This window comes from Geodermatophilus sp. SYSU D00691, assembly GCF_054050275.1.
In genome coordinates this window covers 1-13,574 of record NZ_JBJGYZ010000007.1, presented here as the reverse complement: position 1 = coordinate 13,574, position 13,574 = coordinate 1, and the positions used below count along the sequence as shown (strand labels likewise).

9 protein-coding genes are annotated in these 13,574 nt (G+C 73.8%); 2 read left to right on the top strand and 7 right to left on the bottom strand.

Going from position 1 to position 13,574, the window contains the following annotated elements; translation table 11 throughout:
* Nucleotides 1-64: 64 nt before the first annotated feature.
* The 4 genes from dop to ACI797_RS06865 all read right to left on the bottom strand — a co-directional run bounded on the left by dop (nt 65) and on the right by ACI797_RS06865 (nt 5,449).
* Nucleotides 65-1,570, bottom strand: a complete 1,506-nt coding sequence (gene dop / locus ACI797_RS06880; protein ID WP_456857855.1) for a depupylase/deamidase Dop — start codon at nt 1,568-1,570, stop codon at nt 65-67.
* A 38-nt stretch (nt 1,571-1,608) separates the two neighbouring features.
* Nucleotides 1,609-2,490, bottom strand: a complete 882-nt coding sequence (locus tag ACI797_RS06875; protein ID WP_456857854.1) for a septum formation family protein — start codon at nt 2,488-2,490, stop codon at nt 1,609-1,611.
* Between the two features lie 206 nt (nt 2,491-2,696).
* The gene (gene arc / locus ACI797_RS06870; protein WP_456857853.1) at nt 2,697-4,475 is read right to left on the bottom strand and encodes a proteasome ATPase; all 1,779 of its coding nucleotides are present in this window, start codon (nt 4,473-4,475) and stop codon (nt 2,697-2,699) included.
* A gap of 128 nt (nt 4,476-4,603) precedes the next feature.
* Entirely contained in the window at nt 4,604-5,449 is an 846-nt protein-coding gene (locus ACI797_RS06865; RefSeq protein WP_456857852.1) for a tRNA (adenine-N1)-methyltransferase, read from the bottom strand.
* Nucleotides 5,450-5,545: 96 nt separating this feature from the next.
* Here ACI797_RS06865 and ACI797_RS06860 point away from each other — a divergent pair, with 96 nt between their 5' ends.
* Nucleotides 5,546-6,493: a RecB family exonuclease gene (locus ACI797_RS06860; protein WP_456857851.1), complete on the top strand. Its 948-nt coding sequence runs from the start codon at nt 5,546-5,548 to the stop codon at nt 6,491-6,493.
* Nucleotide 6,494: 1 nt separating this feature from the next.
* On the opposite strand, the gene ACI797_RS06855 is transcribed toward ACI797_RS06860, so the two are convergent.
* The 3 genes from ACI797_RS06855 to metH form a co-directional block, all read right to left on the bottom strand.
* Nucleotides 6,495-7,727, bottom strand: coding sequence for a glycoside hydrolase family 32 protein (locus ACI797_RS06855; RefSeq protein ID WP_456857850.1), 1,233 nt, complete (start codon nt 7,725-7,727; stop codon nt 6,495-6,497).
* Nucleotides 7,727-8,422, bottom strand: a complete 696-nt coding sequence (locus ACI797_RS06850) for an HAD family hydrolase (RefSeq protein ID WP_456857849.1) — start codon at nt 8,420-8,422, stop codon at nt 7,727-7,729. Before ACI797_RS06850 ends, ACI797_RS06855 begins: the two co-directional genes overlap by 1 nt.
* A 158-nt stretch (nt 8,423-8,580) precedes the next feature.
* Complete coding sequence (metH, locus tag ACI797_RS06845) at nt 8,581-12,384, bottom strand: methionine synthase (protein ID WP_456857848.1); 3,804 nt, start codon at nt 12,382-12,384, stop codon at nt 8,581-8,583.
* A gap of 213 nt (nt 12,385-12,597) precedes the next feature.
* Here metH and ACI797_RS06840 point away from each other — a divergent pair, with 213 nt between their 5' ends.
* A complete protein-coding gene (locus ACI797_RS06840; RefSeq protein WP_456542326.1) occupies nt 12,598-13,458 on the top strand; it encodes a PAC2 family protein in 861 nt (286 codons plus the stop codon).
* Nucleotides 13,459-13,574 lie beyond the last annotated feature (116 nt).

Genomic DNA, 13,574 nt, shown 5'->3' with positions numbered 1-13,574 from the left:
AGCAACGTACCCGCCCGAGGTGACATCCATGGTCACCCCGACGTGGTGGTGGAGCGGGCCGGCGTCAGCCGCCGGTGATGGTGTCGACCAGCTCCTGGGCCGACGACGTCGCCTCGAACAGCGCGCCGACGTGCTCCCGGGTGCCCCGCAGCGGCTCCATCGTCGGGATCCGCACCAGGTTCTCCCGGCCGAGGTCGAACACCACCGAGTCCCAGGAGGCGGCGGCCACCTGGGCCGGGTACCGCCGCAGGCACTCACCCCGGAAGAAGGCGCGGGTGTCGGTCGGCGGCGCCGTCATCGCCCGGGCGACCTCGTCGTCGGACAGCAGCCGCTGCATCGACCCCCGGGCCACCAGCCGGTGGTACAGCCCCTTCTCCGGCCGGACGTCGGAGTACTGCAGGTCGACCGCCTGCAGCCGCGCGTCACCCCACGCCAGCCCGTCGCGGCTGCGGAAGCCCTCCAGCAGCCGCAGCTTGGCCGGCCAGTCCAGCCGGTCGGCGCAGCGCAGCGGGTCGGCGCCGAGGTCGTCGAGCACCTCGGCCCAGCGGCGCAGCACGTCCCCGGTCTGCTCGTCGGCGTCGCCGCGCTCCTCGACGAACTTCTGCGCCTGCTCCAGGTAGAGCCACTGCAGCTCCAGGCCGGTCATCCGCCGGCCGTCGCGCAGCCGCACCCGGTGGGTCAGCGACGGGTCGTGGCTGATCGCCTGCAGCTCGGCCACCGGCTCCTCGAGCGCCAGCGTCTCGGTCAGCGCCCGCGCCTCGATCATCGCCAGCACCAGCGACGTCGTCCCGACCTTGAGGTACGTCGACAGCTCCGACAGGTTGGCGTCGCCGATGATCACGTGCAGGCGGCGGTACTTGTCGGCGTCGGCGTGCGGCTCGTCGCGGGTGTTGATGATCGGCCGCTTGAGCGTCGTCTCCAGGCCCACCTCGACCTCGAAGAAGTCGGCCCGCTGCGAGATCTGGAAGCCCTGCGTGCGGCTCTCGGTGCCGATCCCCACCCGCCCGGCGCCGGCGAACACCTGCCGGGTCACGAAGAAGGGCACCAGCCCGCGGATGATGTCGATGAACGGCGTCCGCCGGTCCATCAGGTAGTTCTCGTGGGCGCCGTAGGAGGCGCCCTTGCCGTCGGTGTTGTTCTTGTACAGCTGGATCGGCTGGGTGCCGGGCACGCGCGCGGCCCGGCGGGCCGCCTCGGCCATCACCTGCTCCCCCGCCTTGTCCCAGAGGACGACGTCGCGCGGGTTGGTCACCTCGGGGGTCGAGTACTCCGGGTGGGCGTGGTCGACGTAGAGCCGGGCGCCGTTGGTGAGGATGACGTTGGCCATCCCCGAGTCCTCGTCGAGGTCGGTGTGGTCGAGCGCCTGCGCCGGGGAGAGGTCGAACCCGCGGGCGTCGCGCAGCGGCGACTCCTCCTCGAAGTCCCAGCGCGGGCGGCGCGGCGTCGGCGCCTCGGCGACCGCCCACGCGTTCACGACCTGGCTGGACAGCGTCGTCGGGTTCGCGGTCGGCTGACCGGGCACCGAGATGCCGTACTCCACCTCGGTGCCCATGACCCGCCGCACGCTCATGCCCCAACCCTAGGCCGCCGCACCGCCCGGGCTCCTCCTCAGCCCCGGACGCTGGTCGAGGTCCGCCCGCCGCCCGCCGGCACCAGCACGCACTGCGCCAGCGGGCCGCTCTCCTGCCAGTCCGCCTGGCTGCCCACGTAGACGTCGACGGCGTAGCCGATCGGCATCGTCCCGCCGATGTAGGCCTGCGCGTCGGCGGTGCACTGCTGGGCCAGCGCCTGCCGGGCGGTGACGTCGGCCGGGTAGGGCGCGTCGTCGTCGACGTCGGCGTAGGCCCCGATCGGCTCGGCGTCGTGCGGCTGCGAGCACGGGACGACGTCCCACGTCTCCGGTGTGCCGACGAAGCAGGCCCGGTAGGCGGCCGCGTCGTCGCCCTCCAGCGCCCCGGCGATGACGCCGGGCGCCGGCTCGGGCTCGGTGTAGCCGTAGAAGACGTCGCAGCGCACCCAGCGGGCGCCGGCGTCCCACTGCTCCTGGTTGGGCAGGTAGGGGGCGAAGAAGGCGTACGGGTCGTCGAGGTCGTCGCCGCCGAGGTACTCGGTGAGGACGTCGAAGGTGCAGACGTCCTCCAGCGCCGTGGCGATCGCGCCGTCGGGGTCCTCGACCTCGGCCGCGGAGGGGTAGGGGTCCCCCTCCTGGAACGGGCCGTCGTCGACCGCCGCCGTCTCGGCGTTGTGCTCCCCCGCGCACTCCACCGGGGGCGGCGGGTCGAGCGGGTCGTCCTGCTGGCCGGGCGCGATCGTGTGGCAGGTGCCGACCACCGGGTCGGCGCCGGGGTCGGGGCCGCCGAGCCCGGCGGGCGGCACCTCGGGCTTGGCGGGGTCCTGCCCGCCGAAGGCGGCCTGCCCGGTGACGGTGCTCGTGCAGCCGCCCAGCAGCAGCACGGCCGCCGCCGCCAGCGTCCAGCCCGACCGCCTCATGCCGTCCCCCGAGTCGCCGTCCCGTCGTCCGGCAAGCAACCACGGACGGCGTCGGTGCGCAATGCGGCCACGCACGACGTGACCGGCTCGCGACGCCGGCGGCCCGGTACCCCCGCGAGGGGGCCGGGCCGCCGGCGGGGTCCGGAGCGGCCCTGCTGCAGGGTCCCGCGCCGAGCGTGCGAGGCGTGGGGGGCAGCAGGGTCCTTCTAGAGGTACTGACCGGTGTTGGTGGCGGTGTCGATCGCGCGACCGGACTCGGTGCCCTTGCCGCTGATGAGCGTGCGGATGTAGACGATCCGCTCGCCCTTCTTGCCCGAGATCCGCGCCCAGTCGTCGGGGTTGGTGGTGTTGGGCAGGTCCTCGTTCTCCTTGAACTCGTCGACGCAGGCCTGCATGAGGTGGCCGACCCGCAGCCCCGCCGTGGCGGTCTCCAGGTGCTCCTTGATGGCCATCTTCTTGGCGCGGTCGACGATGTTCTGCAGCATCGCCCCGGAGTTGAAGTCCTTGAAGTACAGGACCTCCTTGTCACCGTTGGCGTAGGTCACCTCGAGGAAGCGGTTCTCCTCGCTCTCGGTGTACATGCGCTCGACGGTGCGCTGGATCATCTCCGTGATCGTGGAGTCGCGGTTGCCGCCGTGCTCGGCCAGGTCGTCGGGGTGCAGCGGCAGGTCGGCCTTGAGGTACTTGCTGAAGATGTCGCGGGCGGCCTCGGCGTCGGGGCGCTCGATCTTGATCTTCACGTCCAGCCGGCCCGGCCGCAGGATCGCCGGGTCGATCATGTCCTCGCGGTTGGAGGCGCCGATGACGATGACGTTCTCGAGGCCCTCGACGCCGTCGATCTCGCTGAGCAGCTGCGGCACGATCGTCGACTCGACGTCGGAGGAGACGCCCGACCCGCGGGTGCGGAAGATCGAGTCCATCTCGTCGAAGAACACGATGACCGGCGTGCCCTCGCTGGCCTTCTCCCGCGCCCGCTGGAACACCAGCCGGATGTGCCGCTCGGTCTCGCCGACGTACTTGTTGAGCAGCTCCGGGCCCTTGATGTTCAGGAAGTAGGAGCGACCGGAGTTGGGGCTCTCCTCCCCGCGGACGGCGGCGACCTTCTTGGCCAGCGAGTTGGCGACCGCCTTGGCGATCAGCGTCTTGCCGCAGCCGGGCGGGCCGTAGAGCAGGATGCCCTTCGGCGGGCGCAGCTGGTACTCGCGGAACAGGTCGGCGTGCAGGAACGGCAGCTCGACGGCGTCGCGGATCTGCTCGATCTGCCGGGACAGCCCGCCGATGTCGCCGTAGTCGATGTCGGGGACCTCCTCGAGGACGAGCTCCTCGACCTCGCTCTTGGGGATCCGCTCGTAGGCGTAGCCCGAGCGCGACTCCAGCAGCAGGGAGTCGCCGACCCGCAGCGGCTGGTCGGTGAGCGAGTCGGCCAGGTAGACGACCCGCTCCTCGTCGGTGTGCCCGATCACCAGCGCCCGCGGGGTGACCCCGTCGACCGGCTCGAGCAGCTCCTTGAGCATGACGACGTCGCCGGCCTTCTCGAAGCCGAGCGCCTCGACGACGTTCATGGCCTCGTTGAGCATGACCTCCTGGCCGGGGCGCAGGGTGTCGAGCTCGACGTTCGGCGAGACCGAGACGCGCAGCTTGCGGCCGCCGGTGAAGACGTCGACGGTGCCGTCCTCGAAGCGCCCCAGGAAGACGCCGTAGCCCGACGGCGGCTGGCCGAGCCGGTCGACCTCCTCCTTGAGCGTCACCAGCTGCTCGCGGGCGTCGCGGAGCGTGCCGGCGAGCTTGTCGTTGCGCTCGGACAGGAACGCCGCCCGTCCCTCGGCCTCGGCGACCCGCTCCTCGAGCGCGCGGACCTGACGGGGGCTGTCGGCGACCTTGCGGCGCAGGAGGGCGATCTCCTCCTCCAGGTAGGAGATCTGACTCAGCAGGCTGGCGACGTCACGCTCACGCCGCGCCCGCGGTTCCTCGGGACCCAGGCCCATCGCGCACCTCCGCACACATTCGGGGGAGCCAGGAGGCAAATCTATACACGCCGACCGACAGCGTGCCCGGGGCTCGCGCAGGGTTGGGACGCCTGCGCCGAACCGTTACGCCGCGTTCCGCGGACCGTTCAGTTCCTCTGAGGGCGGCGCTGCCGCAGTGGAGCCACGGTGCCCTCGGCCAGCCGCCGCGCGGTCACCAGGAACGCGGTGTGCGCCACCATCCGGTGCTCGGGGCGGACGGCGAGCCCGACGGCGTGCCACGGCCGCAGCAGGCTCTCCCAGGCGTGCGGCTCGGTCCACACGCCCTGCTCGCGCAGCGCCTCGACGTAGGTGGACAGCTGGGTCGTCGTCGCCACGTAGCCGATCAGGACGCCGCCGGGCCGCAGCGCCGCGGCGACCGTGGGCAGCACCGCCCAGGGCTCGAGCATGTCGAGCACGACGCGGTCGACGACCTCCTCGGCCGGGTGCTCGACCAGGTCGCCCAGGCGCAGCGACCAGTTGCCGGGCACCTCGCCGAAGAAGGCGCCGACGTTGGCACGGGCGACGTCGGCGAAGTCCTCGCGCCGCTCGTAGCTGGTGACCGACCCCCGCTCCCCCACCGCGCGCAGCAGCGAGCAGGTGAGCGCGCCGGAGCCGGCGCCGGCCTCGAGCACCCGCATGCCGGGGCCGATGTCGCCGAAGCCGACGATCTGGGCGGCGTCCTTGGGGTAGATCACCTGGGCGCCGCGCGGCATGGAGAGCACGAAGTCGGCCAGCAGCGGCCGGAACGCCAGGTAGCCGGTGTTCGCCGTCGAGAAGACGACCGAGCCCTCCGGGGCGCCGATGAGGTCGTCGTGCTCGATCGCCCCGCGGTGGGTGTGGAACTGCTTGCCCGGCTGCAGGACGACGGTGTGCAGCCGTCCCTTCGGGTCGGTCAGCTGCACCCGGTCGCCGGCGGCGAACGCGCCGGGGACGGTCTCCTGCTCCGTGGTCACGGGAGGCCAGCGTACGGCGGGGGCGGGTGTGACCCCTGTCCCCTGCTGCGGCCCGGGGGCTCGGAACTGTCGGCGCCGCGACCTAGCCTCGGAGGCATGACGGCGATGGTGCAGACCGGGCAGCCCGAGAACGGCGCTGCCTCTTCCCCGGACGCGCCCGTCGACCCGACAGTCGACACGACGGCGACCCCGCGCCGGCCCTCCCTCTCCCCGAGCCGGGCGGCCGACTTCAAGACCTGTCCCCTCCTCTACCGCTTCCGCACGATCGACCGGCTGCCCGAGCGCAAGAGCCGGGCGGCGGTCCGCGGCACGCTGGTGCACGCGGTGCTCGAGAAGCTCTACGACCTGCCCGCGGCGCAGCGCACGCCCGCCGCTGCCCAGGAGCTGATCGCGCCCGCGTGGGAGGAGCTGCGCGCCGATCCCGAGATCGCCGACCTCTTCACCGAGGCCGGCGACGACGACGCGCCGGCCGAGCCGCTCGAGGCGTGGCTGGCCTCGGCCGGCCGGCTGGTCGAGACCTACTTCCGGCTGGAGGACCCGACCCGCATCCAGCCCGACGGCCGCGAGCAGCTGGTCGAGGTGACGCTGCCCGACGGGCTGCTGCTGCGCGGCTACGTCGACCGGCTCGACGTCGCGCCCAACGGCGCGCTGCGGGTGGTCGACTACAAGACCGGCGCGATGCCCCGCGAGGCCTTCGAGGCCAAGGCGCTGTTCCAGATGAAGTTCTACGCGCTGGTGCTCTGGCGGGTCCGCGGCGTCGTCGCCAGCCAGCTCAAGCTGATCTACCTCGGCGACGGCGACGCGCTGACCTACTCCCCCGACGAGGGCGAGCTGGTCCGCTTCGAGCGCACCCTGCAGGCGATCTGGACGGCGATCGAGCGCGCGGTCGCCACCGGTGACTTCCGCCCGAGCCCGAGCCGGCTGTGCGGCTGGTGCGACCACCAGGCGCTGTGCCCGTCGTTCGGGGGCACGCCCCCGCCGTTCCCGGCCGACGCCGCCGCGCGGGCCGGCTGGGCCACCCTGCCGATCGTCGAGCGCGACTGAGCTACCGCAGGGTCCACCAGGTGAGGTCCCCGGCGCCCACCGGCCGCGCGGCGCCGGAGCCGCCGGCCACCGGCACGGCCAGCACGCCGGCCGGTCCGCAGACCTCCAGCACCGGACCGTCGAGCACCAGCCGCAGCTCGCCGCCGGCGTGGGGCAGCGCGGCGCCGGCCACCACCACCCGGTCGCCGTCCCACCGCAGCCGGGCGAGCGGTGGACCGCCGTCGGCGTCGGCGAGGTGCAGCTCCTCCCCGCCGGCCCCGGGGCGCCAGACCGCCTCGAGGGCGGCCGCGGGCTGCGGTGCCGTCCGGCGCGCGGCCACCGCGTCGTGCGGGGTGAGCACCGGCCGGTCGCCGTCGAGGCCGAGCAGGTAGGGCAGGCTGGTCGCGCCGGTCCAGCCGCCGGCCGGGTCGGCGATGCCGCGCAGCCAGAACACCAGCCCGGGGCGGCCGTCGCGGTCGCGGAACGCCGAGGCCGCGTAGTGGGCGCTCCCCCAGCCGATCCGGTGCCAGGAGGCGGCGGTGAACCGGCCCTCGGCGAAGCGGCCCACGGCGCAGGCCACCGAGTGCAGCTCGCCGTCGTCCCAGACCGAGACGACCAGCAGGTGGCGGTCGCCGACGCGCAGCAGCTGCGGGCACTCCCACATGGCGCCGGTCCACACCGGGTCGGTCTCGTCCCGGTGCCGGGCGGCGAGCGGGCCGACGTACCGCCAGGACACCAGGTCGTCGGAGGCGTAGGTCAGCGCGGTCGCGGTGCCGTCGTCCAGCCCGGCCCCGACGAGCATCCACCAGCGCCCGTCCTCGGCGAACACGGACGGGTCGCGGAACTGGCGGGCCCGCACGCCCGGCGGCAGCTCCACCGCGGTGCCGGGGTCCTTGCGCCAGGCGGTGAGCGCGGCGTCGGCCGGCCGGGCGGTGCGCACCCGGCCGACGCCGAGGTCGGGTTCGGCGACCGACGTGTAGAAGAGGCGGAGCCCGCCGTCGGCGCCGGTCACCACGCTGCCCGACCAGCAGCCGCCGTCCCCCTCCCCCGGCGCCAGCGCGATCGCGCCCTCCGACCAGGTGAGCAGGTCGGGGCTGGTGGCGTACCCCCAGGAGCAGGCCGGGCCCCACTCCGCCGAGCCGGGCACGTGCTGGAACCACAGGTGGTAGGTGCCGTCCCGGTGGGTCAGGCCGAGCGGGTCGTTGATCCACCCCGAGGCGGCGGTGAAGTGCAGGCGCGGCCGGGCGGCGGGCATCAGGCGGCCAGCTCGCGCGCGGCGAGGACGTCGGCCAGCTCGGCGAGGCCGACGCCGACCAGCGAGGGGCGCAGGACCAGCCCGGGCGCCGGGCGCAGCGGCTGCAGCGACGGCACCCCGAGCACCGCGGCGCCGGCCGCGAGGCCCGCGCTCGCCCCGGCGTGCGAGTCCTCGACCACCACGCAGCCCTCCGGCGCGACGGCGAGCGCGGCCATCGCCTGGCGGTACGGCGCGGGATCGGGCTTGGTGGCCGGCACCTCGTCCCCGCAGACGGTGACGGCGAAGTCGGTGCCGAGGTCGTCGGACATGCGGCCGAGCACGGCGGTGGCCAGCCGGCGCGGCGTCGTCGTCACCAGGGCGGTGGGGACGCCGGCCGCGCGGACCTCGGTGAGCAGCTCGCGGGCGCCGGGCTGCCAGCGCAGGTCGCGGTCGAGCAGCTCGACCATGAGGTCCTCCACCCACACGGTGTCGGCGAGCAGCTGCTCCTCGTCGGCCGCCAGGCCCAGGTCGTCGTAGAGGATGCCGAGGGCGACCGGCATGCTCGTGCCCACGGTGCGCGCCCGGGCCGGCGCCGAGACCTCTCCCCCGTGCCGGCGGGCCAGCGCGGCCAGCGCGTCGCCCCAGAGCTCCTCGCTCTCGACCAGCGTGCCGTCCATGTCGAACAGGACCGCCCGGAGCGGCTGCGCGGTGCTCATCGGCGTCCAGGGTACGAAAGCGCCGGCCGGGCCCGAGCCCGCCGACGGGACGGCGCCGTGCCTCGCGACCTGCGCGGTGTCGCGAGCCTCGCGGCGCGCGGCGTGGGTGGCGGCCGCACCGCGCGGGTCGCCGTCTCACCGGCGGGCGGCCCGCCGGGTCACTCGTCCTCGGTGCGGTAGCCCAGGTTGGGCGAGAGCCACTTCTCCGCCTCGGCCACCGTCCAGCCCTTGCGGCGGGCGTAGTCCTCCACCTGGTCGCGGCCCACGCGGCCCAGCACGAAGTAGCGCGAGTCGGGGTGGGAGAAGTACAGGCCGCTCACCGCCGCGCCGGGCCACATGGCCATGCTCTCGGTGAGCTCGATGCCGGTGTTCGCCTCGACGTCGAGCAGCTCCCAGATGGTCTGCTTCTCGGTGTGCTCCGGGCAGGCCGGGTAGCCGGGCGCCGGGCGGATGCCGGTGTACTTCTCGGCGATCAGCTCGTCGTTGACCAGGTGCTCGTCGGCGGCGTAGCCCCAGAACTCGCGGCGCACCCGCTCGTGCAGCCGCTCGGCGAACGCCTCGGCCAGCCGGTCGGCCAGCGCCTCGAGCAGGATCGCGCTGTAGTCGTCGTTGGCCTTCTTGAACTCGGCGACCCGCTCGGCCGAGCCGAGCCCGGCGGTGACCGCGAACGCCCCGACGTGGTCGCGCAGGCCCGTCTCCTTCGGCGCGACGAAGTCGGCCAGCGACTTGCGCGGCGACCCGTCGCGGCCCTCGGTCTGCTGCCGCAGCTGGTGCAGCGTCGCCCGGACGGCGGTGCGCGACTCGTCGGTGTAGACCTCGATGTCGTCGCCGTCCACGGCGTTGGCCGGGAACAGGCCGACGACGCCGTTGGCCGTCAGCCACTTCTCGGCGACGATCCGGTCGAGCATCGCCTGCGCGTCGTCGTAGAGCCGCCGCGCCGCCTCGCCGCTGGCCGGGTTGTGCAGGATGTCGGGGAACCGGCCGCGCAGCTCCCACGCGTGGAAGAACGGCTGCCAGTCGATGTAGGCGCGCAGCTCCTCCAGCGGGTAGTCGCGGAAGACCCGCACGTGCTGGGTCGCGGCGTCGCCGTGCCGGTGGTCGCAGCCGGGGCCCGAGCAGACGTCCCTGGTCTGCTGCAGCAGCATGCGCGGCCGCGGCGGTGTGTAGCCGCTCCAGTCGATCGGCGGGGCGGCCGCGCGGGCGGCGGCGATCGGCAGCAGCGCCCGGGTGTCCTCCCGCGCGGCGTGCCGCTCGCGCAGCGCCTCGTAGTCGGCCTCCACCTGCGCCAGCAGCGACGGCCGCTGCTCGTCGGAGAGCAGCGAGGCGACCACCGGCACCGAGCGGGAGGCGTCCTTCACCCAGATCACCGGGCCGTGGTAGCGCGGGGCGACCTTGACCGCGGTGTGCGCGCGCGACGTCGTCGCCCCGCCGACCAGCAGCGGGATGTCGAAGCCCTGCCGCTCCATCTCGGTGGCCAGGTTGACCATCTCGTCCAGCGACGGGGTGATCAGCCCCGACAGCCCGACGATGTCGGCGCCCTCCTCCTTGGCCGTGTCGAGGATCTTCTGCGCCGGCACCATGACGCCGAGGTCGACGACGTCGTAGTTGTTGCACTGCAGGACGACGCCGACGATGTTCTTGCCGATGTCGTGGACGTCGCCCTTGACGGTGGCCATGACGACCTTGCCGTTGCTGCGCTCGACGTCGCCCGGCTGCTTCTCCGCCTCGATGAACGGGATGAGGTAGGCGACCGCCTTCTTCATGACCCGCGCCGACTTCACCACCTGCGGCAGGAACATCTTGCCGGCGCCGAACAGGTCGCCGACGACGTTCATGCCGGCCATGAGCGGCCCCTCGATCACCTCGATCGGCCGGCCGCCGCGGGCGCTGATCTCGGCGCGCAGCTCCTCGGTGTCGGCCTCGACGAACTCGTCGATGCCCTTGACCAGGGCGTGGGTGATCCGCTCGGCCACCGGCAGCGACCGCCACTCCTCGGCGGCGGCCTCCTTGACCTCGCCGTTCCCGGCGAAGTCGCCGGCGATCTCCAGCAGCCGCTCGGTCGCGTCCGGCCGGCGGGCCAGCACGACGTCCTCGATCCGCTCCCGCAGCTCGGGGTGGACCTCGTCGTAGACCTCCAGCGCCCCGGCGTTGACGATGCCCATGTCCAGGCCGGCCGCGATCGCGTGGTACAGGAAGACGGCGTGGATCGCCTCGCGGACTGGGTTGTTGCCGCGGAACGAGAACGAGACGTTGGAGATGCCGCCGGAGACCAGCGCGCCGGGCAGGTTCTCCTTGATCCAGCGGGTGGCCTCGATGAAGTCCAGGCCGTAGCGGGCGTGCTCCTCGATGCCCGTGGCGACGGCGAAGACGTTCGGGTCGAAGATGATGTCCTCGGCCGGGAAGCCGACCTGCCGGGTGAGGATGTCGTAGGCCCGTCGGCAGATCCGGGTGCGGCGCTCGAGGTTGTCGGCCTGGCCGTCCTCGTCGAAGGCCATGACGACGACCGCCGCCCCGTACTTGCGGCACAGCCGGGCCTCGCGGACGAACTTCTCCTCGCCCTCCTTGAGGGAGATCGAGTTGACGATCGGCTTGCCCTGGGTCGTCTTGAGCCCGGCCTCGATGACCTCCCACTTCGAGGAGTCGACCATCAGCGGCACCCGGCAGATGTCGGGCTCGGTGGCGACGAGCCTGGTGAAGCGGTCCATGGCCGCGACGCCGTCGATCATCCCCTCGTCCATGTTGACGTCGATGACCTGGGCGCCGGCCTCCACCTGCTGCCGGGCGACGGTGAGCGCGGTGGCGTAGTCGCCGGCCTTGATCAGGTTCCGGAAGCGGGCCGAGCCGGTGATGTTGGTCCGCTCGCCGACGTTGACGAACAGGCTCTCCTCGGTGATCGACAGCGGCTCCAGGCCCGACAGCCGCAGCGCGGGCCGCGCCTCGGCCGGGGTGCGCGGCGCCTTGCCGGCCACCGCGGCGGCGAGCGCGGCGACGTGCGCCGGCGTGGTGCCGCAGCAGCCGCCGACGAGGTTGACGAAGCCGCTCTCGACGAACTCGCCCACGACGGCGGCGGTCTGCTCGGGCGTCTCGTCGTACTCGCCGAAGGCGTTGGGCAGCCCGGCGTTCGGGTAGCAGGAGACGAAGGTGTCGGCGACCCGGGACAGCTCGGCGAGGTAGGGCCGCATCTCCGCGGCGCCCAGCGCGCAGTTGAGGCCCACGAGCAGCGGCCGCGCGTGCCGCACCGAGTGCCAGAACGCCTCGGTGACCTGCCCGGACAGGGTGCGCCCGGACGCGTCGGTGATCGTGCCGGAGACGACGACCGGCCAGCGGCGGCCGCGCTCCTCGAACAGCGTCTCCAGGGCGAAGACCGCCGCCTTGGCGTTGAGGGTGTCGAAGACCGTCTCGACCAGCAGCAGGTCGGCGCCGCCGTCGACCAGGGCGTTCGCCTGCTCCAGGTAGGTCTCGACGAGCTCGTCGTAGGTGACGTTGCGGGCGCCCGGGTCGTTGACGTCGGGCGAGATGGACGCCGTCCGGTTGGTCGGGCCGAGGGCGCCGGCGACGTAGCGCGGCCGGTCCGGGGTGCGGGCGGTCATCGCGTCGGCCTCGGCGCGGGCCAGCCGGGCCGCGGCCAGGTTCAGCTCGGCGGCGAGGTCGGACATGCCGTAGTCGGCCAGCGAGATGCGGTTGGCGTTGAAGGTGTTGGTCTCGACCACGTCGGCGCCGGCCTCGAGGTACTGCCGGTGGATGCCGGCCACCAGCTGCGGCGCGGTCAGGCTGAGCAGGTCGTTGTTGCCGGCCAGCGGGGTGGGCCAGTCGGCGAACCGCTCCCCGCGGTAGGTGGCCTCGTCGGGGCGCTCGGCCTGGATCGCCGTGCCCATCGCGCCGTCCAGCACGAGGATCCGCCGCTGGAGCAGGGCGGTCAGCTCCGCCGTGGCATCCGGTCGGAGGGCTGGGGAGGGGGGCATCGTGGTCCTCGGTCGTCGTGCGGGCAGCGTCCACTGCGGCATCGGGCGCCAGGGCTCCGGCACTTCGACGGGCGGTCGGCGCCTCGTCGTCCCCGAACAACGCACCCATGATCGCACTTCCCGTCCACCTGTCGGGCGAACCTTCCCGGGCATCTGCCCCACGCACCGCACGGGACCCGGTGGGGCGGGTCCGGCCGACGTAGGCTCGGAGAGGTGATCGACCCCAAGTCCACCCCTGAGGACCTCCCCCGGCTGACCGACGCGGTGGCGGTGGTCGCGTTCGAGGGCTGGAACGACGCGGGTGACGCCGCCACCGGAGCCGTCGAGCACCTCGAGCTGATCTGGGACGCCACGCCCCTCGCCGCGCTCGACCCCGAGGACTACTACGACTTCCAGGTCAACCGGCCGACGGTGTCGCTGGTCGGCGGCGTCTCGCGCCGCATCGAGTGGCCGACGACCCGCATCTCCGTCGCCCGCCCCGAGGGCAGCCAGCGCGACATCGTGCTGATCCGCGGCATCGAGCCGAACATGCGCTGGCGGGGCTTCTGCGAGGAGCTCATCGAGATCTGCCGCGAGCTCGACGTCCACACCGTCGTCGGCCTGGGGGCGCTGCTCGCCGACACGCCGCACACCCGCCCGACGCCGGTCACCGGCTCTGCCTACGACGCCGAGGCGGCGCAGCGCTGGGGCCTGGAGACCTCGCGCTACGAGGGGCCCACCGGCATCCTCGGCGTCTTCCAGGACGCCTGCGTGCAGGCCGGCCTGCCGGCGATCAGCTTCTGGGCCGCCGTCCCCCACTACGTCTCGCAGCCGCCGTCGCCGCGGGCCACCGTGGCGCTGCTGCAGCGGGTCGAGGAGGTCCTCGAGCTCACCGTGCCCATGGGCGTGCTCCCCCAGCAGGCGGAGGACTGGGTGCGCACCGTCGACGAGATGGCCCAGGAGGACGCCGAGGTCGTCGAGTACGTCCGCTCCCTGGAGGAGCGGGCCACCGAGGACGACCTGTCCCGGGCCAGCGGCGACTCGATCGCCCGCGAGTTCGAGCGCTACCTCCGCCGCCGCGGCTCCGCGAACTGAGCTGATCGCCGGGGCTGGGCCCCCCCGGGGGGGGGGGGGGGGGGGGGGGGGGGGGGGGGGGGGGGGGGGGGGCGGGGGGGGGGGGGGGGGGGGGGGGGGGGGGGGGGGGGGGGGGG

Excerpts from the sequence above, each read along its gene's own strand:
- metH (WP_456857848.1), bottom strand. The coding sequence starts at position 12,384 with ATGCCCCCCTCCCCAGCCCTCCGACCGGATGCCACGGCGGAGCTGACC.
- arc (WP_456857853.1), bottom strand. The coding sequence starts at position 4,475 with ATGGGCCTGGGTCCCGAGGAACCGCGGGCGCGGCGTGAGCGTGACGTC.
- dop (WP_456857855.1), bottom strand. The coding sequence starts at position 1,570 with ATGAGCGTGCGGCGGGTCATGGGCACCGAGGTGGAGTACGGCATCTCG.
- ACI797_RS06860 (WP_456857851.1), top strand. The coding sequence starts at position 5,546 with ATGACGGCGATGGTGCAGACCGGGCAGCCCGAGAACGGCGCTGCCTCT.
- ACI797_RS06855 (WP_456857850.1), bottom strand. The coding sequence starts at position 7,727 with ATGCCCGCCGCCCGGCCGCGCCTGCACTTCACCGCCGCCTCGGGGTGG.
- ACI797_RS06875 (WP_456857854.1), bottom strand. The coding sequence starts at position 2,490 with ATGAGGCGGTCGGGCTGGACGCTGGCGGCGGCGGCCGTGCTGCTGCTG.
- ACI797_RS06850 (WP_456857849.1), bottom strand. The coding sequence starts at position 8,422 with ATGAGCACCGCGCAGCCGCTCCGGGCGGTCCTGTTCGACATGGACGGC.